At 72.8% G+C, this 25,249-nt stretch carries 22 protein-coding genes; 16 read left to right on the top strand and 6 right to left on the bottom strand.

The window, feature by feature from the left end; all coding sequences use genetic code 11:
• Nucleotides 1–73: 73 nt before the first annotated feature.
• From HZS56_RS13740 to HZS56_RS13705, 8 genes are all read left to right on the top strand, one after another.
• On the top strand, nucleotides 74–502 hold the full coding sequence (locus HZS56_RS13740) for an urease subunit beta (RefSeq protein ID WP_216720979.1): 429 nt from the start codon (nucleotides 74–76) through the stop codon (nucleotides 500–502).
• Nucleotide 503: 1 nt separating this feature from the next.
• Entirely contained in the window at nucleotides 504–2,228 is a 1,725-nt protein-coding gene (gene ureC / locus HZS56_RS13735) for an urease subunit alpha (protein ID WP_216720978.1), read from the top strand.
• Nucleotides 2,229–2,233: 5 nt separating this feature from the next.
• A complete protein-coding gene (locus HZS56_RS13730) occupies nucleotides 2,234–2,989 on the top strand; it encodes an urease accessory protein UreF (RefSeq protein WP_374201144.1) in 756 nt (251 codons plus the stop codon).
• A 113-nt stretch (nucleotides 2,990–3,102) separates the two neighbouring features.
• The gene (gene ureG, locus HZS56_RS13725; protein ID WP_216720988.1) at nucleotides 3,103–3,723 is read left to right on the top strand and encodes an urease accessory protein UreG; all 621 of its coding nucleotides are present in this window, start codon (nucleotides 3,103–3,105) and stop codon (nucleotides 3,721–3,723) included.
• A 1-nt stretch (nucleotide 3,724) separates the two neighbouring features.
• Nucleotides 3,725–4,666 (top strand): urease accessory protein UreD, encoded by a 942-nt coding sequence (locus HZS56_RS13720; RefSeq protein WP_216720977.1) that lies wholly within the window; start codon nucleotides 3,725–3,727, stop codon nucleotides 4,664–4,666.
• Nucleotides 4,667–4,708: 42 nt separating this feature from the next.
• Complete coding sequence (locus HZS56_RS13715) at nucleotides 4,709–6,055, top strand: ammonium transporter (RefSeq protein WP_216720976.1); 1,347 nt, start codon at nucleotides 4,709–4,711, stop codon at nucleotides 6,053–6,055.
• A gap of 208 nt (nucleotides 6,056–6,263) precedes the next feature.
• Nucleotides 6,264–7,442 carry a 4-hydroxybenzoate 3-monooxygenase gene (locus tag HZS56_RS13710; RefSeq protein WP_216720975.1) on the top strand — a complete coding sequence of 393 codons (1,179 nt, stop codon included), beginning with the start codon at nucleotides 6,264–6,266 and terminating at the stop codon, nucleotides 7,440–7,442.
• 169 nt (nucleotides 7,443–7,611) lie between these two features.
• Nucleotides 7,612–8,550: a Bax inhibitor-1/YccA family protein gene (locus HZS56_RS13705; RefSeq protein ID WP_216720974.1), complete on the top strand. Its 939-nt coding sequence runs from the start codon at nucleotides 7,612–7,614 to the stop codon at nucleotides 8,548–8,550.
• Between the two features lie 112 nt (nucleotides 8,551–8,662).
• On the opposite strand, the gene HZS56_RS13700 is transcribed toward HZS56_RS13705, so the two are convergent.
• Nucleotides 8,663–8,893 carry a DUF4287 domain-containing protein gene (locus HZS56_RS13700; protein ID WP_115742493.1) on the bottom strand — a complete coding sequence of 77 codons (231 nt, stop codon included), beginning with the start codon at nucleotides 8,891–8,893 and terminating at the stop codon, nucleotides 8,663–8,665.
• A gap of 132 nt (nucleotides 8,894–9,025) precedes the next feature.
• Here HZS56_RS13700 and HZS56_RS13695 point away from each other — a divergent pair, with 132 nt between their 5' ends.
• Nucleotides 9,026–9,307 carry a hypothetical protein gene (locus HZS56_RS13695; protein WP_216720987.1) on the top strand — a complete coding sequence of 94 codons (282 nt, stop codon included), beginning with the start codon at nucleotides 9,026–9,028 and terminating at the stop codon, nucleotides 9,305–9,307.
• Nucleotides 9,308–9,373: 66 nt separating this feature from the next.
• On the opposite strand, the gene HZS56_RS13690 is transcribed toward HZS56_RS13695, so the two are convergent.
• The 3 genes from HZS56_RS13690 to HZS56_RS13680 form a co-directional block, all read right to left on the bottom strand.
• The gene (locus HZS56_RS13690) at nucleotides 9,374–10,180 is read right to left on the bottom strand and encodes a hypothetical protein (RefSeq protein WP_216720973.1); all 807 of its coding nucleotides are present in this window, start codon (nucleotides 10,178–10,180) and stop codon (nucleotides 9,374–9,376) included.
• A 302-nt stretch (nucleotides 10,181–10,482) separates the two neighbouring features.
• Complete coding sequence (locus HZS56_RS13685) at nucleotides 10,483–11,703, bottom strand: acetyl-CoA C-acetyltransferase (protein WP_216720972.1); 1,221 nt, start codon at nucleotides 11,701–11,703, stop codon at nucleotides 10,483–10,485.
• 410 nt (nucleotides 11,704–12,113) lie between these two features.
• On the bottom strand, nucleotides 12,114–13,148 hold the full coding sequence (locus tag HZS56_RS13680; protein WP_216720971.1) for an SGNH/GDSL hydrolase family protein: 1,035 nt from the start codon (nucleotides 13,146–13,148) through the stop codon (nucleotides 12,114–12,116).
• A 167-nt stretch (nucleotides 13,149–13,315) separates the two neighbouring features.
• Between HZS56_RS13680 and HZS56_RS13675 the strand changes: the two genes are divergently transcribed.
• The gene (locus HZS56_RS13675; protein WP_216720970.1) at nucleotides 13,316–14,701 is read left to right on the top strand and encodes a cystathionine beta-synthase; all 1,386 of its coding nucleotides are present in this window, start codon (nucleotides 13,316–13,318) and stop codon (nucleotides 14,699–14,701) included.
• A gap of 439 nt (nucleotides 14,702–15,140) precedes the next feature.
• On the opposite strand, the gene HZS56_RS13670 is transcribed toward HZS56_RS13675, so the two are convergent.
• Nucleotides 15,141–15,566 (bottom strand): hypothetical protein, encoded by a 426-nt coding sequence (locus HZS56_RS13670; protein ID WP_216720986.1) that lies wholly within the window; start codon nucleotides 15,564–15,566, stop codon nucleotides 15,141–15,143.
• Between the two features lie 164 nt (nucleotides 15,567–15,730).
• Here HZS56_RS13670 and HZS56_RS13665 point away from each other — a divergent pair, with 164 nt between their 5' ends.
• Nucleotides 15,731–16,597, top strand: coding sequence for a MurR/RpiR family transcriptional regulator (locus HZS56_RS13665; RefSeq protein ID WP_216720969.1), 867 nt, complete (start codon nucleotides 15,731–15,733; stop codon nucleotides 16,595–16,597).
• Nucleotides 16,598–16,788: 191 nt separating this feature from the next.
• Entirely contained in the window at nucleotides 16,789–17,376 is a 588-nt protein-coding gene (locus HZS56_RS13660) for a hypothetical protein (protein ID WP_216720968.1), read from the top strand.
• Nucleotides 17,377–17,940: 564 nt separating this feature from the next.
• On the opposite strand, the gene HZS56_RS13655 is transcribed toward HZS56_RS13660, so the two are convergent.
• Entirely contained in the window at nucleotides 17,941–19,383 is a 1,443-nt protein-coding gene (locus tag HZS56_RS13655; RefSeq protein ID WP_374201142.1) for a type III PLP-dependent enzyme domain-containing protein, read from the bottom strand.
• Between the two features lie 150 nt (nucleotides 19,384–19,533).
• Here HZS56_RS13655 and hutU point away from each other — a divergent pair, with 150 nt between their 5' ends.
• The 4 genes from hutU (at nucleotide 19,534) to hutI (ending at nucleotide 25,095) form a co-directional block, all read left to right on the top strand.
• Nucleotides 19,534–21,222, top strand: a complete 1,689-nt coding sequence (gene hutU / locus HZS56_RS13650; protein ID WP_216720967.1) for a urocanate hydratase — start codon at nucleotides 19,534–19,536, stop codon at nucleotides 21,220–21,222.
• A complete protein-coding gene (locus HZS56_RS13645; protein WP_216720966.1) occupies nucleotides 21,219–22,436 on the top strand; it encodes an allantoate amidohydrolase in 1,218 nt (405 codons plus the stop codon). The genes hutU and HZS56_RS13645 overlap by 4 nt, the downstream gene beginning before the upstream one ends.
• 89 nt (nucleotides 22,437–22,525) lie before the next feature.
• Complete coding sequence (locus HZS56_RS13640) at nucleotides 22,526–23,842, top strand: formimidoylglutamate deiminase (protein ID WP_216720984.1); 1,317 nt, start codon at nucleotides 22,526–22,528, stop codon at nucleotides 23,840–23,842.
• 77 nt (nucleotides 23,843–23,919) lie between these two features.
• Nucleotides 23,920–25,095: an imidazolonepropionase gene (gene hutI / locus HZS56_RS13635; protein WP_216720965.1), complete on the top strand. Its 1,176-nt coding sequence runs from the start codon at nucleotides 23,920–23,922 to the stop codon at nucleotides 25,093–25,095.
• Nucleotides 25,096–25,249 lie beyond the last annotated feature (154 nt).

Raw genomic sequence — 25,249 nt, 5'->3', positions numbered from 1 at the left:
CCCTCACCAAACCGCTCAGCGACCACCCCGACGCCCCCGCCTCCCCCGTCCTTTCATTCAGCAGGAGCCTCCGATGAAACTCCCTCCTCGGTACCAGTACGGCGACGAGCCGATCGAGATCAACGCCGGCCGGCGGACCCTCAAGGTCACGGTCAGCAACACCGGCGACCGCGCCGTCCAGGTCGGCTCGGACTACCACTTCTTCGAGGCGAACTCCGCCCTCGAGTTCGACCGCGAGGCCACCCTCGGCATGCACCTCAACATCGCCGCCGGCACCTCCGTGCGCTTCGAGCCCGGCGGCACCCGCGAGGTCGAGCTGTGCGCCTACGCGGGCACCGGCCGCCTCACCGGCTTCAGCGGCCTCCTCAACGGCAGCGTCAAGTCGCACCCCGCCAGGGTCGAGGCCGTCAGCCGGGCGCTGCAGCGCGGGTTCCGCAGCAGCAGCACCGAGGCCTCGGGCAAGGGCGGCGCGAAGAAGTCCAAGAAGAAGGGATCCAACTGACATGCCGACCCTGTCCCGCAAGCAGTACGCCGACCTGTTCGGCCCCACGGTGGGCGACCGGTTCCGGCTGGCCGACACCAACCTCGTCGTGGAGGTCGAGAAGGACGTCCGCGAGGGCTCGTACGGCGACGAGGTGGTCTACGGCGGCGGCAAGACCATGCGTGACGGCATGGCCTCCGACCCGCAGGCCACCGCCGCGCAGGGCGCCCTCGACCTGGTCATCACCAACGTCGTGGTCCTGGACCCGGTGATCGGCGTGGTCAAGTGCGACCTCGGCGTCAAGGACGGTCTCATCGCGGGGATCGGCAAGGCCGGCAACCCGCAGACCCAGGACGCCGTCGACCCCCGGCTCGTCATCGGTCCCGGCACCGAGGTCATCGCCGGTGAGCACCTGATCGCCACCGCGGGTGCGATGGACTCGCACGTGCACCTGATCTCGCCCCAGCAGTGCGAGCAGGCACTCAGCAACGGCATCACCACCCTCTTCGGCGGCGGCACCGGACCCACGGACGGGACCAACGGCACGACCTGCACGCCCGGTCCGTACAACATCGCCCGCTTCCTGGAGGCGGCCGAGGACCTGCCCGTCAACCTCGGCATCATGGGCAAGGGCAACGGCAGCCTCCCCGCGGCGCTGGACGAGCAGATCGAGGCGGGCGCCGCCGCGCTCAAGGTGCACGAGGACTGGGGCGCCACCCCCGCCGTCATCGACAACGCGCTGGCCGTCGCCGACCGGCACGACGTCCAGGTCGCCATCCACACCGACACCCTCAACGAGGGCGGCTTCTTCGAGGACACCCGGTCGGCGATCGACGGCCGTACGATCCACACCTTCCACAGCGAGGGCGCGGGCGGCGGCCACGCCCCCGACATCCTGCGGGTCACCGGCGAGCCCAACGTCCTCCCCTCGTCCACCAACCCGACGCTGCCCTACACCAAGAACTCCGTGGACGAACTGCTGGACATGGTGATGGTCTGCCACCACCTCAGCCAGGACATCCCCGAGGACGTCTCCTTCGCCGACAGCCGGGTCCGGGCGGAGACCATCGCCGCCGAGACGGTCCTGCACGACCGGGGCATCATCAGCATGATCTCGTCCGACTCGCAGGCCATGGGCCGCGTCGGGGAGTCGGTCACCCGCGCCTTCCAGATCGCGCACGTCTGCAAGGAGGCCTTCGGCCCGCTGCCCGAGGACTCCGGGCGCAACGACAACCAGCGCGTCCTGCGCTACCTGGCCAAGGTCACCATCAACCCGGCCGTCGCCAGCGGCGTCGCGGACCACATGGGGTCGCTGGAGGCGGGCAAGCTCGCGGACATCGTGCTGTGGCCCATGCACTCCTTCGGCGCCAAGCCCAAGATGGTGCTCAAGGGCGGCATCGTCTCCTGGGCGCAGATGGGCGACCCGAACGCCTCGCTGCCGACCCCGCAGCCCGTCTACTACCGGCCCATGTTCGCCCAGTACGGCAAGGCCATGCAGTCGACGCACGTCACCTTCATGTCCCAGGCCGGCATCGCGGCCGGGGTCCCGGAGAAGCTCGGTCTCCGGCGCAAGGTCCTGCCGGTGCGCAAGACCCGCACGATCGGCAAGCACAACATGGTCCGCAACGACGCGGTGCCGGACATCCAGGTGGACCCGGAGACGTACAAGGTCACCGTGGACGGCAAGGTGGCGACCATCGAACCGGCCCAGAAACTCCCCCTCAACCAGCTGTTCTTCCTCACCTGAGCCCCGTGTACCGCGACGAGAGGACGGAGACGGCCGAGGCCGCCGCGGAGGTGACCCAGGACCCGGTCGTGGGCGCGGACCTCGGGCACCTCCTCGTCAGCCTCCAGCTGACGGACTCGGCGTTCCCCAGCGGCTTCTACACCCTGTCCCACGGCCTGGAGGGCTTCGTGCAGCAGGGGGCCGTCGGCCCCGGCTCCCTGGACGTCCTGCTGCACGACGTCCTCCGGCACGGCGTCGGTCCGGCCGACGCCACCGCGCTCGCCCTGGCCCACCGGGCGGCCGCGGCCGGCGACTGGGACGCCGTGGCCGCGACGGACCGCCGGCTGTACGCGACGAAGCTGGGCCGCGAGATGCGGCAGGCGGCGACCCGGACCGGGCGCCAGCTGCTGGACCTGGCCGCCGAGGTCTTCGGCGCCCCCGGCGTCGTCCGCTACCACCGCACGGTGACGGCCCGCCGGGCACCGGGGACCCAGGCCGTCGCCGCGGGGGTGGTGTACGCGGCGAGCGGGGTGCCCGTGCGGCAGGCCGTCGCCGCCGACCTGTTCGCGTTCTGCGCCAGCTTCGCCGGGGCGGCGCTGCGGCTGCGGCTGACCGATCACCGGCTGGCCCAGGTCCTGCTGCGGCAAGCCGCCCCGGTGATCGAGGAGACCGTCCGCGAGGCGCTGACCCGAGGCCTCGACGACCTCGGGGCGACCACGTTCGCGGCGGACGTCATGTCGGCCCGTCACGAGCGCGCGGAGGCCCGCCTGTTCGCCAGCTGAGCCGGCTGAGACACCCGAAGAAACCCGGACACCCGGCGCAAACCCTGTAGAGCGACACAAGCGACACAAGCGACACATGGCGACGCATGGATTCATGCAGAAAGGCGGAAGAAGTGAAGGACAACGTGCTGCGCGTGGGGATCGGCGGACCCGTGGGATCGGGCAAGACCGCTCTCATCGAGGCCCTCGTGCCGATCCTGATCGAGCGGGGCCACCGGCCCGCCGTGATCACCAACGACATCTACACCCAGGAGGACGCCCAGCACATCCGCCGCACCCTCGAGGGCGTGCTGGAGGGCGACCGCGTGGTGGGCGTCGAGACGGGCGCCTGCCCGCACACCGCAGTCCGCGACGACCCGACGATGAACCTCGCGGCCGGCGCGGAGATGCTGGAACGCTGCCCCGACGTCGACGTCCTGCTCTACGAGAGCGGCGGCGACAATCTGACGCTCACCTTCAGCCCGGCCCTGGTCGACGTGTTCGTATTCGTCCTGGACACCGCCGAGGGCGAGAAGATGCCGCGCAAGCGGGGGCCGGGCATCACCGACTCCGACCTGCTGGTCATCAACAAGATCGACATCGCCCGGTACGTGCGGACCGACCTCGGCGTCATGGAGTCCGACGCCCACCGGGTGCGCGGCGAAGGACCGGTGGTGCTCACCGACTGCCTGACCGGGAAGGGCGTCGACGAGGTCCTCGCCTTCCTCGAGTCCCGGCGCGCGGTCCTGATCTGACATGCCGGCCGTCCGAGACCGGCTCGCGCCGGAGTACTACGAGCCCGAGCGGCTCCCGCCGGAACTGAGGGCGCTCTCCGGCGTGCCCGAGACACTGGGCCCGGGCGCACCGGCCAAGGTCGGCATCCTCGACCTCGGGTTCGTCCGGCGGGGGGAGCGCACCGAACTGGTCGAGCGGTACCAGAAGACGCCGTTGGAGATCATGCGCCCGCTCTACGTGGACCCGGCGCTGCCCGGCATGGCGTGCACCTACGTGATGGCCACGGGCGGCGGCGTCGCCCAGGCCGACCGCTACCGCCAGGACTTCCGGTGCGGGCCGGGCACCCAGGCGCTGTTCACCACCCAGGCGGCCACGAAGGTCTACCGGATGGAGCAGGACTACGCGACGCAGCTGGTCCGGCTGAGCGCCGCCGAGGGGGCGTACGTCGAGTACCTGCCCGATCCGCTCATCCCCTTCGAGGGCGCGCGCTTCCACCAGGACGTCGTGCTCACCGTCGACGAGGACGCCACCGTCGTCTACGGCGAGACGGTCACCGCGGGCCGCGTCGCCCGCGGCGAGCGGCACCTCTACACCGCCCTCGGCAGCGACCTGGAGATCCGCCGGCCCGACGGCACCCTGCTGGCGGTGGACACGCTGCGGCTCGCCCCGCGGCGGTGCGGCGGGGTGGACGGCCCGGGGGTCTTCGGCGGGCACGACCACGTCGCCTCGCTGTTCGTGGTGAGCGGTCGGCGTCCTGCCGCGGAGATCGCCGATGCCCTGCACGAGTCCCTGACCGGGCACGCGGTGCTCCACGGGGCGAGCGTGCTCCCGGACGACTGCGGGGCCTGGGTGCGGATCCTCGGTCACGAGGAGCCACGCGTCACCGAGGCCGTCCGGACCGCCTGGGACGCCGTACGCCGGCTGCTCACCGGTCATCCGGCACCCGACCTGCGCAAACCGTAGCCCCACGCCCTCAGCTTCCCGCCTCCCCAGGAGACCGATCCCGTGATCACCGCGCCCGCCCCCATGCCGCCCGCCTACGACTCCGGCGACACAGCCTGGATGCTGGCCGCGGCGGCCATGGTGCTGCTGATGACCCCCGCCCTGGCGTTCTTCTACGGCGGCATGGTCCGCACCAAGCACATCCTGGTGATGCTCAAGATGAGCTTCGCCTCGCTGTGCTTCGTGACCATCCTCTGGTACCTCGTCGGGTACTCGCTCGCCTTCGGCCCGGACGTCGGCGGCGCCGGCCTGATCGGCAACCTCGACCACGCCTTCCTGCGCGGCATCGAGCCGAACACCCTGACCGGGTCCATCCCGACGTACGTGTACGCCACCTTCCAGATGGGCTTCGCCATCGTCACGGTGGCGCTGATCAGCGGATCGATCGCGGGGCGGGCCACGATGCGGGGATGGCTGGTCTTCTCGGTGCTGTGGCTGCTGATCGTGTACGTGCCCATCGCCCACTGGGTCTTCGACACGGACCACGGCTGGATCACCAAGCACCTGGGCGCGCTCGACTTCGCCGGCGGCCTGCCGGTCGAGCTGAACTCCGGCATCGCCGGGCTGGCCGCGGCGCTGGTCCTCAGGGGGCCGGCGGACTTCCGGCGCAAGGAGCCGACGCCCAACAACATTCCCCTGGTCATGATCGGTGTGGCGCTGCTCTGGTTCGGCTGGCTGGCCTTCAACGCCGGATCGGCCGTCCGCGACACCGGCACCGCCGCCACGGCCTTCATCAACACCCAGCTCGGCGCGGCCGGTGCGATGGTCACCTGGCCGCTGGTGGAGTACTGGCGCACCCGGCGGGTCACCATGATGGGCGTCGGCTCGTCGGCCGTGGCCGGCATGGTGGCCATCACCCCCGCCTGCGGGGAGATCGGCCCCTTCGGCGCCCTGGTGACCGGCCTGGTCGCGGGCCTCGTCTGCGCGTTCGCGGTCACGCTCAAGTACCGGCTGAACGTCGACGACACCCTGGACGTGGTCGGCGTGCACGGCGCGGGCGGCCTCGTCGGACTGCTCATGGTCGGCTTCTTCGCCACCGCCACGGTCAGCGGCAAGAAGGGCGTCTTCTACGGGGGCGGCGGCTCCCTGCTCTGGAAACAGGTCGTCGCGATCCTCGCCGTGGCCGCGTTCTCCTTCGTCCTGACCTGGATCATCGCCAAGGTCGTGGACGTCGTCGTGGGCTTCGCCGACAAGGAGGACTACGCCGCCGTACCGGGGCAGGAGGAGGAGCGCGCGTACGACTTCAACATCGCCGAACGCCTCGACGCGCTCGCGGGCGCCGGGCGCGGGACCGACCGGGAGACGCTGGCCGAGATCCAGCGGCTGCTGCGGGAGCACCGCGAGGGCTGAGACGGGTTCGGGGCGTCCCGGGGCGGGACCGGGGCGGAACCCGTGCGGAACTGGGTCGGAACCGGGCGGGGGGCCCGCGAGGATGTCCGGTTCGCCCGTTGACAGTGGCGCGTCGGGAGGCTGAGACTCGGCTCAGCCATTGGTGAAGAAAAGTTCACCAGGCGAACACCGAGACTCTGGTCACGACGCCCACCGAAGGGAACGACCGATGCGCACCACCGTCGGCATCATCGGGGCCGGCCCCGCCGGACTCCTGCTCGCCCGGCTGCTCCACAACGCCGGGATCGACTCGGTCGTCCTGGAGGGCCGCGACCGCGCCTACGTCGAACACCGGCAGCGCGCCGGGATCCTGGAGCAGGGCACGGTGGACGTCCTGCGCGCGGCCGGCGCCGGGGAGCGGATGGACCGCGAGGGGCTGCCGCACGAAGGGATCGAGCTGCGGTTCGCGGGGCGCCGGCACCGCGTCGACTTCCCGGCGCTGACCGGCGGCAGGTCCGTCATGGTCTACGCCCAGACCGAGGTCTGCAAGGACCTCATCGCCCTCCAGCTGGCGGACGGCGGCCCCCTGCTGTTCGAGGCCGAGGCGCTGGCCGTGGAGGGAGCCGGCACGGACCGGCCCCGCGTCCGCTTCCGCCACGGCGGCCCGGACGGCGCCGAGGACGTGCTGGAGTGCGAGTACGTCGTCGGCTGCGACGGCTTCCGTGGTGTGTCCCGGGCCGCCGTCCCGGGCGGACGCGCCTTCGAGCGGACGTACCCCTACGGCTGGCTCGGCATCCTCGCCGACGTCGCGCCCTCCCACGACGAGCTGGTCTACGCCCGCCACGACCGCGGCTTCGCCCTGCTGTCCATGCGCTCCCCGTCGGTCTCCCGCCTCTACCTCCAGGTGCCCGCGGACACGGACCCCGACAGCTGGAGCGACGACGAGATCTGGGCCGAACTGGAGCGCCGCTTCGAGACCCGCGACGGCTGGACGCTCGACCGGGGGCCCATCACCCAGAAGTCGGTCACGCCGATGCGCTCCTACGTCCACGAGCCCATGCGCCACGGCCGCCTCTTCCTGGCCGGCGACGCCGCGCACATCGTGCCGCCCACCGGGGCCAAGGGCCTCAACCTGGCCGTCGGCGACGTCGTCACCCTCGCCCGGGCCCTGGTCCACCGCGCCGAGAAGGGCTCCGACGAACTGCTCGACGCCTACTCCGCCACCTGCCTGCGCCGCGTCTGGCAGGCCGAGCGGTTCTCGTACGACATGACGACCCTGCTGCACCCCGCGCCCGGCGCCACCCCCTTCGACGACCGCCTGCAACTGGCCCGCCTGGACCGGTTCGCGTCCTCCCGCGCCGCCGCGACCGATCTCGCCGAGGCCTACACCGGCTTCCCGATCGGGTGAGCGGCGCCCGACGGCCGCCCGGGCCCCCGGCCGTGAGGGGAATCACTGATCGGCGTAGCGTGTTGGCATGCAAGTCGAGGGAAAGATCCTCCCCAAGCAGTAGGGTCTTTCCTTTGCCGTTCTATTACTCTTGAGCCAAGGCTGCGCCGTGTGGCCATGGAGGAGTGAAATGAGGAGCAGAAACCCGGTCTTCTCGCGACGGGGGTTCAGCCGCGACAACGGCTACGCGGGCTTCAACGCCGCGCCGCAGGCCGGGGGACCCGCCGTCGCCACGCAGGCCAACCCGTACGCGCAGGGCAACCCGTACGCGCAGGGCACGCAGGGAAACCCGTACGCCCAGCCCGCCGGCAACCCGTACGCGCAGAACCCGTACGCCCAGCAGGACCAGCAGTTCGGCGCGCCGCCGCAGGCACCGGCCGGCGCCGGCCGGATGACGATGGACGACGTCGTCATCCGCACGGCGAGCACGCTCGGCCTGCTCGTGGTGACGGCCGCGCTCGCCTGGGCACTGCTGCCCGTGGACGACGCCAACATCGGCCGTTCCTACGGCATCGGTATCGGTGCCGCGCTGATCGGCATGGTGCTGGCGCTGGTCCAGTCGTTCAAGCGCAAGGCCTCGCCCGCGCTGATCCTGTCCTACGCCGCCTTCGAGGGCGTGTTCCTCGGCGTCGTCTCCAGCGTCGTCGACAACCGCATCGCGGACGGTGCGGCCATGCAGGCCGTGATCGGCACGATGGCGGTATTCGCCGGTGTGCTGATCGCCTACAAGGCCGGCTGGATCCGCGTCAACCGCCGTTTCTACGGCTTCGTGATGGCGGCCGCGCTCGGCTTCGTCTTCCTGATGATGGTGAACCTGCTGTTCGCCGTCTTCGGCGGCGGTGACGGCCTCGGCTTCCGCAGCGGTGCGCTCGGTGTCGTCTTCGGCATCATCGGCATCATCCTCGGCGCCTGCTTCCTCGCCCTGGACTTCAAGCAGGTCGAGGACGGTCTCGCCTACGGTGCCCCGCGCGAGGAGGCCTGGCTCGCCGCCTTCGGCCTCACGCTGACGCTGGTTTGGATCTACCTCGAGTTCCTGCGTCTCATCGCGATCCTGAACAGCAACGACTAGCGCAACTACCGGCCGGCGACGGCTGGTACGAGCGTTCACGAGCCTCTGACTCGTGAACGGCCCCGGGCTGGTGCCCGGGGCCGTTCGTCGTCCTGCGGCCGACGACGCCTGCTCACAGCAGCCTGCGCGCGGCCCTTCTCAGGTCGTACTCGTGGACGATCGCCTTCGCGTGGCCGTACGCGAGGTTGTGTTCGTGGCGGAGCCAGCTGACCTTCTCCTCGAAGCGGAAGAGAGCGGGGCCGTCCTCGACGGCACGCAGCCAGTCGGAGATCTCACGACCGGTGCACTGGGGGATGCGGGCGAGCAGATTGCGATGGGTCTCCTCGGAGAAGACTTGGGACATCGGCGCCTCCGGGCGAAAGGGTCGTAAGCCGGTCCTTCAGGTCACCGTGCCTGAGCGTTCGCCCGTTGGCAACAGTCCCGGACGGACGCGTACGCTCGCGCCGTGGTTGATACGACGCCCTTGACCCGTGCCGTGGACGACTTCGCCGACCGGCTGCGGGCCGCCCCGCAGAGCCGGCTGCAACGCGGCGCCGCCGCCCAGGCGCTGGAACTGGCCAGGGAGTTGGCCCGGCGCGCCCAACTCGTCGAGGAGCCCGGCACCGAGCTGCGGGAGATGCCGGACGCGGGCATGTTCGCCGCCGCCGACCAGATCGCCGTGGCCGCACACGACTTGGCCCTCGTCCTGGAGGACGAGGACCAGGTGGAAGAGGCGGCACGGCTCGTGGAGGAGGCCCGCAAACGGGCCGGGGTCTGAGGACGCGCTCGGCCGCCGGTCCGGAAGCGGTCGGCCAGTCGGCCAGTCGGCTATTCGGCTATTCGGCTAGAGGGACGCTATGACGCGGTCCGCCAGTATGTACACGTTCTCCCCGCCGCACGCGAAGGTCAGCGTGTAGGCGCCGGAGATTCCCGAACCGCCGAGCAGGTACGGCGTGTGGCCCGCGCCGAGCGCGGCGGCCAGGCGCTCCGCGGTCTCACGGTGGCCGGGAGTCATGCACAGGGTGGTGCCGTCGGCGAAGACGTACACGTCGAGCGTGCCCAGGGGGCCCGGGCGGACGTCGGCGAGCGCGACGCTCGACTCGGCCAGCTCCTCCAGCGTCGCGACGGTGCGCTCGTGGTCGTTCACGGCGGGCGACGGGTTCGGTACGAAGTCCGGGTGGGAGGGGTGCCGGCGGCGCGCGGCGGCCAGCTCGGCCGACTCCTTCGGGCCGGAGTGCGCGTCCGGCGAGGACGGCTCCTCGGTGTCCGCGGCCGGTTCGATCACCGGCTCCAGGCCCGCGAGGTCCGCCTGGCGCGGAAGGAACAGCTCACTGTCGGACAGGCCCAGCAGCAGCGGTGCCTCGGAGGCGTCCCGGGAATCCTGGGCGGCCCAGAAGGCCCGTGCCTCGGCGAGTTCCCGCTCGCGCTCCTCGGCGAGTGCCTCGGCGACGGCGGCGCGTATCTCCTCGGCGTCGGCGGTGGTGCGTGCGGCGGGCACGCGGGCCCGCGCGGCGGTGGCCCGGCTCTCGGCCAGCTCGGAGCGCAGGGCGGTCACCTGCTTGCGCAGCACCAGGATGCTGCGCAGGACGGCGACGCCCACGGCGCCGGTGGCGGCCGTGGTGAGCAGCAGGGCGATCGGCATGGCGCTCACTGACGTACTCCCGGTTCAAAGTCGACCCCCGACTTCCTACATCAGCTTGAAGGAGGGACTAACCGTCTGTCAGTGCGTAACGTCACGAAACGGACAGGACTTTGGGCCCGGGAGATGCCGGTGTCGCTGGCCTGACCTGCGTAAATCAGGGGGTCGGGAGAGGTAGGTCACATCCTGAGGGAGATTGGATCACAAAACGGCCCAGAATCCTGGGGGATCAGGGTCCCGGGCCGTCCTGTCACCCAGCGTCCGCCGGGTGCTACTGACAGTCCCTCAGTCGGTGCCGTGGCGCCGGGCCGCGGTCAGCTCAGGCGCTCGATCACCATCGCCATGCCCTGGCCGCCGCCGACGCACATCGTCTCCAGGCCGAACTGCTTGTCGTGCCACTGGAGGGAGTTGATGAGGGTGCCGGTGATGCGGGCGCCGGTCATGCCGAAGGGGTGGCCGACGGCGATGGCGCCGCCGTTGACGTTCAGCTTCTCCAGCGGGATGCCGAGGTCGCGGTAGGAGGGGATGACCTGCGCGGCGAAGGCCTCGTTGATCTCCACCAGGTCGATGTCGTCGATGGTCAGCCCGGCGCGGGAGAGGGCCTGCCGGCTCGCCTCGACCGGGCCGAGACCCATGATCTCGGGGGAGAGGCCGGTGACGCCGGTGGAGACGATGCGGGCGAGCGGGGTCAGGCCCAGCTCGCGGGCCTTGGTGTCGCTCATGATCACCAGGGCGGCGGCGCCGTCGTTGAGCGGGCAGCAGTTGCCGGCGGTGACCAGGCCGTCGGGGCGGAAGACCGGCTTGAGGCCCTGCACGCCCTCCAGGGTGACACCGGCGCGAGGGCCGTCGTCCTTGCTGACGACCGTGCCGTCGGGCAGGGTCACCGGGGTGATCTCGCGCTCCCAGAAGCCGTTCTTGATGGCTTCCTCGGCGAGGTTCTGCGACCGGACGCCGAACTCGTCCATGTCCTGACGGGTGATGCCCTTGGCGCGGGCGAGGTTCTCGGCGGTCTGGCCCATCGCGATGTACGGGTCGGGCACGAGGCCGTCCTCGCGCGGGTCGTGCCAGGTGGTGCCCTCCTGCTCGGCGACGGCGGCGGTACGGGCCTCCGCCTCGGCGAAGAGCGGGTTGCGCGTGTCCGGAAGGCTGTCGGAGTTGCCCTTGGCGAACCGGGAGACCATCTCGACACCGGCCGAGACGAAGACGTCGCCCTCGCCGGCCCTGATGGCGTGCAGGGCCATCCGGGAGGTCTGCAGGGACGAGGAGCAGTACCGGGTGACGGTGCAGCCGGGCAGGTGGTCCATGCCCATCTCGACGGCGACGATCCGGCCGAGGTTGTTGCCCTGCTCGCCACCGGGCAGGCCGCAGCCGAGCATCAGGTCGTCGATGTCCCTCGGGTCCAGCCCGGGGACCTTCGCGAGGGCCGCCTGCACGATCGTGGCGGCCAGGTCGTCGGGGCGCAGGTCCTTCAGGGAGCCCTTGAAGGCGCGGCCGATGGGGGAACGGGCGGCTGAGACGATCACGGCTTCGGGCATCACGGCTCCAGTGGCGAGAGGACAGTGGCGATCGGGCGGCTGCTGGGGAAGTTACCCGGCCGTATGGCCCGGGTCACGGGGGCGGAGGTGTGACATGGACCGCAACTGTCTAAGCGCTTGCTTTTGTCTCCGGCGGTCGAAGCGCGCTTCTCCCTGCGAGAGCCTGTGGCGGGCCGGTGGCCGGTGGCCGGTGGCCGGTGGCCTGTGGCCTGTGGCGGGCGGGCGGGCCCGTTGCCGGTGGTTGGCAGGCCTGCTGGTTGGCGGGCTGACGGCTGGAGGGCCGACGGCCGACGAAGCCGGCGGTCTGCCGGAGGGGGCGATCCCGGGCGGCTCCGTCCGGCCTGAACGGCCTCGTCCGGCCTGAACGGCCTCGTCCGGCCTGAACGGCCTGAACGGCCTCGTCCTCGCACTCACCCCGAGTGGGCACCCCCGAGTGAGCCGGTGGGCTCCGCCTCCGCCACCCGTCGCCGACGCCTCCGCTTCAGCAGCGCCCAGGGTCCCCGCGGCCCCGTCGGCATCGCGGCGGCGACCTCCGTGCCGGCCTCGGACGCCGCCTCCGCCGCCGCCCGGGCCACGGGCAGGAAGCCCTCGCGCCGCAGCGCGTCCGGGTGCTCCTCCTCGGCCGGCCACAGGCCGAGCGCGGCGCACACCGAAGGCAGGACCGCCATCGCCGCCGTGGAGTACCCCTCCGCGGAGGGGTGGTAGTTGTCCGGGCCGAACAGCTCCCGCGGATTCTTCGCGAACTCCGGGCCCAGCAGGTCGCCCAGCGACACCGTGCGCCCGCCCTGCTCCACGACGCCGATGGTCTGCGCGGCCGCCAGCTGCCGCGAGGTGCGCCGGGCCAGCCAGCGCAGCGGCTGCCGCACCCGCTCGATGGTGCCCAGATCCGGGCAGGTGCCGACCACCACCTCCGCGCCGGCCGTGCGCAGCCGCCGCACCGCCCCCGACAGGTGGCGGACCGAGCGGGTGGCCGGCATCCGGTGGGTGACGTCGTTGGCGCCGACCATGATGACGCAGATGTCCGGCACCTGGCCGGAGCCCGCGAGGACCAGCGCCACCTGCCGGTCCAGGTCGTCCGAGCACGCCCCCGGCTGCGCGACCGAGTCCAGCTCCACCGGCCGCTCCGCCACCGCCGCGAGCCCCGACGCCAGCAGGGCGCCCGGTGTCTGCCCGGCCCGGTGCACGCCCTGCCCGGCGGCGGTGGAGTCGCCCAGCATCATCAGCCGCAGGGGCACCTCACCGGCCGTCGGCAGTGTGCCGCCGTACAGTCCCCGCGCGTTCGGCACCCGGTCGGGCGTGCCGACCCCCACCCGGCGCCTGGCCAGCTGTACCTCCGCCAGCAGCAGACCGACCGCCGCCGCACCGGCCAGCCCGATGCCGCCGCCGCCGTACGCCGCGCCCGCTGCGATCCGCCGGGCGACCCTCGCCCTCGACATGCTCGTCATACGTCGCCGCCACCTCCCGAAACCCGTACACCCACTCCTTGCCCCGTACGGACGGTGGTCCAATCTCAACGGGGAGTGAACGACCGGCACGAGGCGCGGCCGGGGCGACAGGCCATAGGCTGGCCGGACCGATACAGACCCTTCTTTTTCAGCATCCGGAGACCACGGTGCAATTCCACGACTCGATGATCAGCCTCGTCGGCAACACCCCGCTGGTGCGGCTCAACAGCGTGACCAAGGGCCTCAGGGCGACCGTCCTGGCCAAGGTGGAGTACTTCAACCCGGGCGGCTCGGTGAAGGACCGCATCGCCCTGCGCATGATCGAGGCCGCCGAGAAGAGCGGGGAACTGCAGCCCGGCGGCACCATCGTCGAGCCGACGAGCGGGAACACCGGCGTGGGTCTGGCGATCGTGGCCCAGCAGAAGGGCTACAAGTGCGTCTTCGTCTGCCCCGACAAGGTGTCCACCGACAAGATCAACGTACTGCGCGCGTACGGCGCCGAAGTCGTCGTCTGCCCCACCGCGGTCGACCCGGAGCACCCCGACTCCTACTACAACGTCTCCGACCGGCTGGTCCGCGAGACGCCGGGCGCCTGGAAGCCGGACCAGTACTCCAACCCGAACAACCCGCTCTCCCACTACCACTCCACGGGCCCCGAGCTGTGGGAGCAGACCGGGGGGAGGATCACCCACTTCGTGGCCGGCGTCGGCACCGGCGGCACCATCTCCGGCACCGGCCGCTACCTGAAGGACGCCAGTGACGGCTCCGTGAAGGTGATCGGCGCCGACCCCGAGGGCTCCGTCTACTCCGGCGGCTCCGGGCGCCCGTACCTGGTCGAGGGCGTCGGCGAGGACTTCTGGCCGACGGCGTACGACCGCGAGGTCGCCGACGAGATCGTCGCCGTCTCCGACAAGGACTCCTTCCAGATGACCCGCCGCCTGGCCAAGGAGGAGGGCCTCCTGGTGGGCGGCTCCTGCGGCATGGCGGTCGTCGCGGCCCTCGAGGTGGCGGCGCGGCTCGGCGAGGACGACGTGGTGGTCGTCCTGCTGCCGGACAGCGGGCGCGGCTACCTCAGCAAGATCTTCAACGACGAGTGGATGGCCGACTACGGCTTCCTGGAGGACGCCGGTCCCAGCGCGCGCGTCGCCGAGGTCCTGAACCACAAGGAGGGCGGCCACATCCCCTCCCTCGTCCACATGCACCCGGACGAGACGGTCGGCGAGGCCATCGACGTGCTGCGCGAGTACGGCGTCTCGCAGATGCCGATCGTCAAGCCCGGCGCCGGTCACCCGGACGTGATGGCCGCCGAGGTGGTCGGCTCCGTCGTGGAGCGCGAGCTGCTCGATGCCCTCTTCGCCAAGCGCGCCTCGCTGGAGGACCCGCTGGAGAAGCACATGTCCGCCCCGCTGCCCCAGGTCGGCTCCGGCGAGCCGGTCGCGGACCTGATGTCGGTGCTCGGCGCGGCCGACGCGGCGATCGTCCTCGTCGAGGGCAGGCCGACCGGCGTGGTGAGCCGGCAGGACCTGCTGTCCTTCCTGGCCGGGGGGAAGTAGCCGCGGACGTCCCGGCCGGGCCGTCCCGGGGGGTGACCGAAGGGGCGCTTCCCACGGGTGTCCGAAGGGGCGGGTTCCCACGGGTGGCCCAGGGGACGGAGTCCGAGGAGTGATCTTCGTGGACTTCGCGGAAGTGGTACGCGCACGTCATGTGCGCGCAGCAGTCGCTTAACACGGGAACGGCAGAGTATGGGGTGTCGGCAGGAACTGGTGGAGGCACCTCCCAGGCGTTGAGCACTGGGGAAGGCTCCCGGGTTCCGCCGGCGCCGAACGGCGTCACGGACCTTCCGGAGCGGCTCCCGGACCTCCAAGGACGCCACGGACGCGCTGCCCGGCCGTGAGGCCCGGCGTCGCGCGTCCCCCGCGGGGACCGCCGTCGTCCCGCCCCCCAGCGATGGGGGTGCGGCGGTCCCCGCGCAGTCTTCTCCCGGCCCTCGGCTCAGTCCTCCCAGGCGTCGTCCTTCCCGGTGCCGTGCCGGCGTCCGAACAGGCCCGGGTTGGTGCGGGCGACCTGGACGACGTTGACCCCGACGACGCCCGCCCAGGTGACCAGGAGCCCGGGGAGGTGGCCGACGCCCCCGCCGATCGCGGACAGCGGTATCGCGAGCACCAGCGAGACGATGCCGAAGCCGAAGCGCTCGCCGAAGGAGTCCACGGGCCGTGGCGAACGGCTGTCCCGGGCCGCGGTCATCCGGTGCTCCGCGAACTGCCGGCGCACCCGGCGCTCCACCGCTCCGTCGATGCGCTGGTCGACCTTTTCCAGGAACGAGTCGACCAGCGCCGACTCGTACTCCTCACCCAGCTCCCTGCGGGTCTGCAGGGTGGCATCGAGTTCCTTCTTGAAGTCGGCGTCCCGCGCATCCATTCCCGTCATGTCCCCCAAGGTAGACAGCCCGGGCGCCCGGCGGCACTGGGGACAGCCCCCGTTCCTGCCGGGGGAGCACCCGTAGGGGCGGCCGGCGACGGCGGCTCGCTGTATAACTGTATGCAGGTTCCTGGGCAGGTGAATAGGTCAAGGGGGAGTACGTCATGAGCGCGACCGGCCCGAGCGGCGGGGAGGGGGCCGATCGTCAGGCCGGGCGGTTGCAGGCGCTGTTCGAGGGCCACCGGCTGACGCCGACCCAGCGGCGCATCGCCCACAGCATGGTGCGCCGCGCCTCCGACGTCCCCTTCCTGTCGAGCGTGGAACTGGCCGAGCTCGCCGGGGTGAGCCAGCCGTCCGTGACCCGTTTCGCCGTCGCCCTCGGCTTTGACGGCTACCCGGCGCTCCGGCGCCACCTGCGCGAGGTCGCCCCCGCGGAACCGGTGGCGGACACCGGTTCCCGCAACGAGTACCAGCAGGCCGTGGCCGCCGAGATCGAGAACCTCCGGCACCTCGCGGAGGTGCTGGCCGATCCGGGGCCGCTGCGCGAGGCGGGCGGCCTGCTCGCCGGCAGCCGCCCGCTGCCGGTGCTCGGGCTGCGGGCCGCCGCGGCACAGGCCCACGGCTTCGCCTACTTCGCCGCCAAGGTCCACCCCGACGTGCGGCTCCTGGGCGAGGGCGGCACGATGCTCCGCGACCGGGTCGACGCCGCCGTGCGGGCGGGGGCCACGGCCCTGCTCTGCTTCGCCCTGCCCCGGCACCCGCGCGAGGTCGTCGACGCGCTCACCCACGCCAAGGAGGCGGGGCTCACCGTGGTGACGGTGGCCGACTCCGCCTTCGCGCCGGTCGCCAAGGTGTCCGACCTGCTGCTGCCCGCCGCCGTCGGCACCGGGCTCGCCTTCGACACCGCCTGCGCGCCGATGCTGCTCGGCCGGGTGCTCCTCGAGGCGATGTGCGACGACCTGCCGGACGCGCAGGCCCGGCTGGAGGAGTTCGACGCCGGCGCGGTGGCGCGGGGACTCTTCGTCGACTGAGCCCGCCGGCGGTCCGGTACGCCGCCTCCTGCGTGACCCGGAGTACGTGACCCGGACGGCGGACGCGTTCTCAGATTCGTCTCAGCTTGCCCCGTTACAGTGCGGCGCCTGACACGCCCTTGAGGGCGCATCACGCAGACGCGGACCGGCGCGACAGGCGTCGGCAGGCACGAGTGGGACGGAGGCAGGACGTGGCGCGCGGAGGACAGGTGGGGCTGGCTCGGGTCGCCGTCGTCGTACGGGCGGGGGCGGGGCCGCTGTGGTGGCTGGGCGTCTTCGCCGCGGGCATCGGCGTGCTGGTGCCCGGACTCACCGGGCGCCGGATCGGTGTACTGGCCGGGGCCGCACTCTTCATCGTCGCCGCGGCCGTCGTGGCCTGCGTGCGCCGCCGCCGCTACACCGCCCTGGCCGGCTCGGCCGCCCGCGCGGGCAAGCACGACGTGCTCCAGGACCGCGCGGTGACCGTACGCAACTGGCGCCGGGGCCACCGCTGGTGGCTGCTCCTCGCCTTCCTCGCCGCCCTGGGCAGCGCCTTCGCCGTGCCGGCGGCGGGCGGACTGCTGCTGGCCGGCTGCGGTGCCGGACTGTGGCTCAAGTCGGCCTGGCTGGGCCGCCGCGAGCAGTCCGGCCAGTCCCTGCTGTGGGTCCGCGTGGACTGGCTCGCCGCGAACACCGGCCGCCCGGCGGGCAAGGCGGTCAAGGCCTACCGCAGCACCGGCATCGCGGCGGGCGACGCCGCCCCGGGCGGGGCCAGGCGCAAGACGGCAGCACTGGCCTGACCGGGACGGGGGCGCGGTGCTCCCCGTCGGGGGCCCTGCCGGGAGGCGCGACGCTTCCCGTCGGGGGGATGGGCTCTGCCGGGAGGCGCGACGCTTCCCGTCGGAGTGCGGACGCTTCCGGTAGCGCGGTGCCCCGTCGGGATGCGGGCCCTCCCGGGAGCGCGGTACGCCGTTGAGGTGCGGGCTGCCCTGCCGGGGCGCGGTGTCCCCTCGGCGGTGCGCGGTCTGTGTGGGGCGCGGGGGCTGTGGCGCCGTACGGTCGGCCGGGGCTGTGGCACCGTACGGCCCGACCGCGCCCGCACCACCGGACGGAGGACCGGACGGAGCGTCCGGACGGAGCGGTCGGACGACGCGATCGGCGAGCCCCACCGGTCAGGCGCGGTGCGCGCCCCGCTCCCGGCGCCTACCACGCCGCGGACGGGGATCGGGTCAGGCCGCGCGGACGCTCTGCCGCACGGACACGCGGCCGCACGGACGAGGCTGCACGCCGCCGTGCCGCCGGGCGGCACGGAGTCCGCTCGCGCGGCCGGACCGAGAGGGACCGGCCACGTGACGCACGGCGTTCTACACGGCACCCGTCTCCCCGCGGAGAAAGCCCCCGGTCAGCGCGTCGGCGTACGCTCCTCCCGCCTCGGCCACGATCTCCTCCGTCGTCTGCGCCGCGCGCACGGTGGCGAAGGCGGTCCCCGCGTTCCCGCCCCCGTGGCCTCCCCCGGCCCCGTCCTCGGCCTCGGTGAAGCCGTACACCGCGGGGCGTGCCAGCGAGTTGTACGCGTAGTGGTGGGCGAAGTAGTACGCCCCCGTGTCCAGCACCGCCGCGTAGTCGCCCTGTTCCAGGAGCGGCAGCGCCCGCCCCACGGCCAGCAGGTCGCCCGCGAAGCAGGCCGGGCCGGCCACGTCCTGCACCACGTCCGCGCCCTCCTTCGGCTGCCCCTTGCCGTCGTACGCGGCGACCCGCAGCGGCCACGACCCCGGCGCGTACACCGTCCGCGTCGCCACCTGCACGCCCGCGTGCGTCACCGCGATCGGGCGGCCCCCGGCGCTCTTGGCGTACTCCACGCGCGCCACGATCGTCCCGTGCTTGGCGAGCAGTGACCGCCCGAACTCGGTGACCAGCCCGTACCGCCCGTCGAACAGCCCCGGTACCGCCTCGCGCAGCACGCGCGCGTACTCGGCGTACGTCGGTACCGTCTCGTCCGACGCGAAGTTGACCGGCAGGCCGCCGCCGATGTCGAGGGTGTCGACCTGCCGCCGCCCGGCCCGTTCGTTGATCTCCTCGGCCAGTGCGTACGTCTCCCGCACGCCTTCGCTCATCAGGGCCGTCGGAATGCCCTGGGAACCGGTGTGCGCGTGCAGCCGGGTCAGCCACGGACGGTCCAGGTACGCCCGCACCACCCACTCGCGCGCCCCCTCGTCCCGCAGCGCCACCCCGAACTTCGAGGTCGCCGTCGCCGTCGACAGCGCCTCGATGGAACCGCCGCCGACCTGCGGATTGACCCGGACGCCGACCGGCGAGGCGCTCGGGCCCTCGGCCATCAGGGCGTCGATGCGCCCCAGCTCCTGCGGATTGTCCGCGTTGACGGCGATGCCCAGCGTCAGCGCCTCACGCAGCTCGTCCGGCGTCTTGGCGGGCGAGTCGAGGACCGTCCGCCCCGCCGGCACCCCCGCCGCCCGGGCCAGGGCCAGCTCGCCGGGGCTCGCGACCTCCGCGCCGATGCCCTCCTCGTGCAGCAGTCGCAGCACCGGGACCAGCGGCGTCGCCTTGACCGCGAAGGCGTGCAGCACGGGCGTGCCGGGCGCCGTCACCGCGTCGAACGCGGCGCGCAGGGCCGCCGCCGACTCCCGTATCCCCGCGACGTCCAGCAGTCCGACGATCGGGGTGCCGGGGCCGAGCAGCCCCTGCTCCACGGCCGCCCGCACGGCCTCGTCCCGCCGGGCCGCCCGCCGTACGTCGGAGCCGCCGAAGTCACCGCTGATGTCCCTGCCGTCGTTCACGCGAGCCTCCATACCGTCACTGCCTGCTCAAACGGGTCCAACCCCCACACTCGCACGCGGCCGCCGCGCAACACGACCGTGTTGACTAGTTCTATTCACCCGGTGACGATATGAATATCCATAGCAATCATCCGCCGGGAGCAAGCCACCAGGAGGCAGACCATGTCCGGAGCCGGACCCCGACCTGTCCGAGCGCCACGCGGTACCGAGCCGAGCGCCCTGGGCTGGCAGCAGGAGGCCGCCCTGCGGATGCTGCAGAACAACCTCGACCCCGAGGTCGCCGAGCACCCCGACCAGCTCGTCGTCTACGGCGGTACGGGCAAGGCGGCCCGCGACTGGCGCTCCTTCGACGCGATGGTCCGGACGCTGAGGACTCTCAAGCAGGACGAGACGATGCTCGTCCAGTCCGGCCGTCCGGTCGGCGTCATGCAGACCCACGAGTGGGCCCCGCGCGTCCTCATCGCCAACTCCAACCTGGTCGGCGACTGGGCCACCTGGGAGGAGTTCCGCCGCCTGGAGGCCCTCGGCCTGACCATGTACGGGCAGATGACGGCCGGCTCCTGGATCTACATCGGCACCCAGGGCATCCTCCAGGGCACCTACGAGACCTTCGCCGCCGTCGCCGCCAAGCGGTTCGGCGGCACCCTCGCCGGGACGATCACGCTGACCGCCGGGCTCGGCGGCATGGGCGGCGCGCAGCCGCTGGCCGTGACGATGAACGGCGGCGTCGTGATCTGCGTCGACTGCGACCCCCGCGCCATCGACCGCCGCATCGAGCACCGGTACCTCGACGTGCGGGCCGACTCGCCCGAGCACGCCCTCCGGCTCGCCACCGAGGCCCGGGACCGGCGGAAGCCGCTGTCCGTCGGCGTCCTCGGCAACGCCGCCGAACTCGTCCCGCAGCTGCTCGCCCAGGGCGCCCCGATCGACATCGTCACCGACCAGACCTCCGCCCACGACCCGCTGGCCTACCTGCCCACGGGCATCGCCTTCGAGGACATGGCCGACGCCGCCGCCAAGGACCCGGCCGGCTTCACGACCCGCGCCCGCGAGTCCATGGCCCGGCACGTGGAGGCCATGGTCGGCTTCCAGGACGCCGGCGCTGAGGTCTTCGACTACGGCAACTCCATCCGCGGGGAGGCCCGGCTCGCCGGGTACGACCGGGCGTTCGCCTTCCCGGGCTTCGTCCCCGCGTACATCCGCCCGCTCTTCTGCGAGGGCAAGGGCCCCTTCCGCTGGGCGGCCCTGTCCGGCGACCCGGCCGACATCGCCAGGACCGACAAGGCGGTCCTCGATCTCTTCCCCGAGAACGACTCCCTGGCCCGCTGGATCAGGATGGCGGGGGAGCGGGTCCGCTTCCAGGGCCTGCCCGCCCGGATCTGCTGGCTCGGCTACGGCGAGCGCGACAAGGCCGGTGAGCGGTTCAACGACATGGTGGCGAGCGGCGAGCTGGCCGCGCCGGTCGTCATCGGCCGCGACCACCTCGACTGCGGCTCGGTCGCCTCCCCGTACCGCGAGACCGAGGCCATGCTCGACGGTTCCGACGCCATTGCCGACTGGCCGCTGCTCAACGCCATGGTCAACGTGGCCTCCGGCGCCTCCTGGGTCTCCCTGCACCACGGCGGCGGCGTGGGCATGGGCCGCTCCCTGCACGCCGGGCAGGTCACCGTCGCCGACGGCACCCCGCTCGCCGGGGAGAAGATCCGCCGGGTCCTCACCAACGACCCCGGCATGGGGGTCATCCGGCACGTCGACGCCGGGTACGACATCGCCGAGTCGGTGGCCGGGGAGCGGGGCGTGCGGGTGCCCATGCGCGAGGGAGACGCGACGCGCGAGGGTGACGGCGCGTGAGCTTCCACGGCATGTGGGCGGAGCTGCTGCCGGTGGGCCGCAGCTCCGCATCCGGCGGCTACCGGCGCTACGCCTGGACCGGCGCCGACGCGGACTGCCGGACCTGGTTCCGGGAACAGGCCGGGGCACGTGGGCTGGCGTACGAGACCGACCGCAACGGCAACCAGTGGGCCTGGCTCGGCGACCCGGCCGCCGGGAACGCCGTCGTCACCGGATCCCACCTCGACTCGGTGCCCGACGGCGGCGCCTTCGACGGACCCCTCGGCGTGGTCTCCGCCTTCGCCGCGCTGGACGAACTGCGCGGCAGGGGAGCACGGCTCACCAGGCCCCTGGGCATCGTCAACTTCGGCGACGAGGAGGGCGCCCGCTTCGGCCTCGCCTGCGTCGGCTCCCGGCTCACCTCCGGCGCCCTCACCACCGAGCAGGCCCACCGCCTCACCGACGCCGACGGCATCACCCTCCCGCAGGCCATGGAGCGCGCCGGGCACGACCCGGACTCCGTCGGACCCGACCCCGAACGGCTCGCCCGCATCGGCGCCTTCGTCGAACTCCACGTCGAGCAGGGCCGCGCCCTGGACCTGTCCGGCGACCGCATCGGCATCGCCTCCGCCATCTGGCCGCACGGACGCTGGCGGTTCGACTTCCACGGCGAGGCCAACCACGCCGGCACCACCCGTCTCGCCGACCGCCACGACCCCATGCCCTCCTACGCCGAGACCGTCCTCGCCGCCCGCCGCGAGGCCGAACTCGCCGGTGCCGTCGCGACCTTCGGCAAGGTCGCCGTCGAGCCCAACGGGGTCAACGCCATCCCGTCCCTGGTGCGCGGCTGGCTCGACGCCCGCGCCGCCGACCAGGAGAGCCTGGACGGCGTGGTCGCCGGCGTGGAGAAGGCCGCCCGGGGGTACGCCGCCGCCCACGGCGTCGACCTCGACGTGGAGTGCGAGTCCTTCACCCCGGTCGTCGACTTCGACCACACCCTGCGCGACGAACTCGCCCGCATCCTCGGCAGCGAGGCGGACCTGCGCGTGCCGGTCCTCGGCACCGGCGCCGGACACGACGCCGGAATCCTCTCCGGGAGCATCCCGACCGCCATGCTGTTCGTGCGCAACCCCACCGGCGTCTCGCACTCTCCGGCCGAATACGCCGCCGAGGACGACTGCGTGGCCGGAGTGCGCGCACTCGCCGACGTACTGGAAGGGCTGGCCCGCACGTGACCCCCACCGAGCCGACACGCACGCCGACCGGGGCGCCGGCACGCACGCCGACCGGGGCGCCGACCGGGGCGCCGGCTAGAACGTACTGGCTGGAGCACGCGTGGCTCGGCACCCACGTCGAGCCGGGCGTCGCCCTCGACGTGCGGGACGGCCGCATCGCCGCCGTCCACGAAGGCGTCACCGCCCCGCCGTCCGGCGCCGAGATCCTGCGGGGACTGACCCTCCCGGGACTGGCCAACGCCCACTCGCACGCCTTCCACCGCGCCCTGCGCGGCACCGTCCAGGTCGGCGCCGGCACCTTCTGGACCTGGCGCGAGGTCATGTACTCCGTCGCCGACCGGCTGACCCCGGACACCTACCACGCCCTCGCCCGCGCGGTGTACGCCGAGATGGCGCTGGCCGGCATCACGGCCGTCGGCGAGTTCCACTACGTCCACCACGCAGCCGGCGGTACCGCCTACGCGGACCCCAACGCGATGGGCGAGGCCCTGATCGAGGCCGCCGCCGAAGCCGGCATCCGCATCACCCTCCTCGACACCTGTTATCTGTCCTCCGGCTTCGGCGAGCCCCCGAACACCCACCAGCTCCGCTTCTCCGACGGCACGGCGGACGCCTGGGCGCAACGCTGTTCAGTTCTCAAGGATCAGGATCACGCACGGATCGGGGCCGCGATCCACTCCGTACGGGCCGTGCCCGCCGAGCAGTTGGCGACCGTGGCGCACTGGGCCGGGGAGCGGCGGGCCCCGCTGCATGTGCACCTGTCGGAGCAGACCGCCGAGAACGACGCCTGCCGGCAGGCCCACGGACGCACCCCCACCCGGCTCCTCGCCGACCACGGTGTGCTGGGCGGGCACACCACCGCCGTCCACAGCACCCACCTCACGGACGAGGACGTCGCCCTGCTCGGCGGCAGCCGCACCGGCACCTGCATGTGCCCCACCACGGAACGGGACCTCGCCGACGGCATCGGCCCGGCGGCCGCCCTGCAGCGGGCGGGCTCGACGCTGTCGCTCGGCTCCGACAGCCACGCCGTCGTCGACCTGCTGGAGGAAGCGCGGGCGATGGAGCTGAACGAACGCCTGCGCACCCGCACCCGCGGCCACTGGACCGCCGCCGCCCTGCTGCGTGCCGCCACCGCCGACGGTCACGCCGCCCTCGGCTGGGACGACACCGGCCGCATCGAGGCGGGGGCCCGCGCCGACCTCGCGACGATCGCGCTCGACTCGGTCAGAACGGCGGGGCCGCTGCCCAGGCTCGGCGCCGAGACGGCCGTATTCGCCGCGTCGGCAGCGGACGTACGGCACACGGTCGTGGGCGGGCGGCACGTCGTACGCGACGGGGCGCACACGCTCGTGCCCGACGTGCCGCAGGCCCTCGCGCGGGCCGCGGAAGCCCTGCGCGCCTGACCGGCCCGGCCGCCCGCGCCCGCTCCGGCGTCCGCCCCCGCTCCAGCCCCCGCCCCCACGAGGACACCAGGGACCCCATGAGCAGCAGCACCGTCATCACCAACATCGCCACGCTCGTCACCAACGACCCCTCCCTCGGCGACCACTCCCCGCTCGGTCTGGTCCGGGACGCGGCCGTCGTCGTCGAAGGCGACCGCGTCGTGTGGACCGGTGAATCAAGCAAAGCACCCGCCACTGACAATCGGGTCGACGCCGAGGGCCGGGCGGTCCTCCCCGGCTTCGTCGACTCCCACTCCCACCTCCTCTTCGGCGGCGACCGCACCGAGGAGTTCAACGCCCGCATGTCCGGCCGCCCCTACGGCGCCGGCGGCATCCGCACCACCGTCGCCGCCACCCGGGCCACGAGCGACGCGGAACTGGAGGCCGGCCTCACCCGCTACCTCGCGGAGGCCCTGCGCCAGGGCACGACGACGTTCGAGACCAAGTCCGGCTACGGCCTGACCACCGCCGACGAGTCCCGCGCCCTGCGCGTCGCCGCGCGCCACACCGACGAGGTCACCTTCCTCGGCGCCCACATCGTCGCCCCCGAACTCACCGACGACCCCGCCGCCTACGTCCGTCTGGTCACCGGCGAGATGCTCGACGCCTGCGCCCCGTACGCCCGTTGGATCGACGTCTTCTGCGAGAAGGGCGCCTTCGACGGCGACCAGGCCCGCGCGATCCTCACCGCCGGGAGGGCCAGGGGCCTGCACCCGCGCATCCACGCCAACCAGCTCTCCTACGGCCCCGGCGTGCAGTTGGCCGTGGAACTGGACGCGGCCAGCGCCGACCACTGCACCCACCTCACCGACGCCGACGTGGACGCCCTGGCGAACAGCCGGACCGTCGCGACGCTGCTGCCCGGTGCCGAGTTCTCCACCCGCGCCCGGTGGCCGGACGCCCGGCGGCTGCTCGACGCGGGGGCCACGGTCGCCCTGTCCACCGACTGCAACCCCGGCTCGTCCTTCACGTCCTCCGTGCCCTTCTGCATCGCGCTCGCGGTGCGGGACATGGGGATGACCCCGGACGAGGCGGTCTGGTCGGCCACGGCCGGCGGCGCCGCCGCCCTGCGCCGCGACGACGTCGGCCGCCTCACCCCGGGCGCGTACGCCGACCTGACGCTCCTCGACGCACCGAGCCATGTCCACCTGGCCTACCGGCCGGGGGTGCCGCTGGTCGCGGGGGTGTGGCGGCGGGGCGTGCACGTGCACTGACGGGGCGCGAGCGTGTCGGCCCGCCCCAGGGCCCGGCCGTCCCTTGCCCGCCCCTGTCAGGTCCTGTCAGGTCTTGTCAGGTCCTGTCCCAACCGTTTTGACGTCCCGTCCGGACGTCCCGTCCCGTCCCGTCCTGTGCCGTCCCGGACAGCCC

The organism is Streptomyces mayonensis (genome assembly GCF_018982965.1).
GTDB classification, from domain to species: domain Bacteria; phylum Actinomycetota; class Actinomycetes; order Streptomycetales; family Streptomycetaceae; genus Streptomyces; species Streptomyces mayonensis.
Note: the sequence above shows the minus strand (reverse complement) of the source record. Positions and strands in the feature narration are given on the sequence as shown.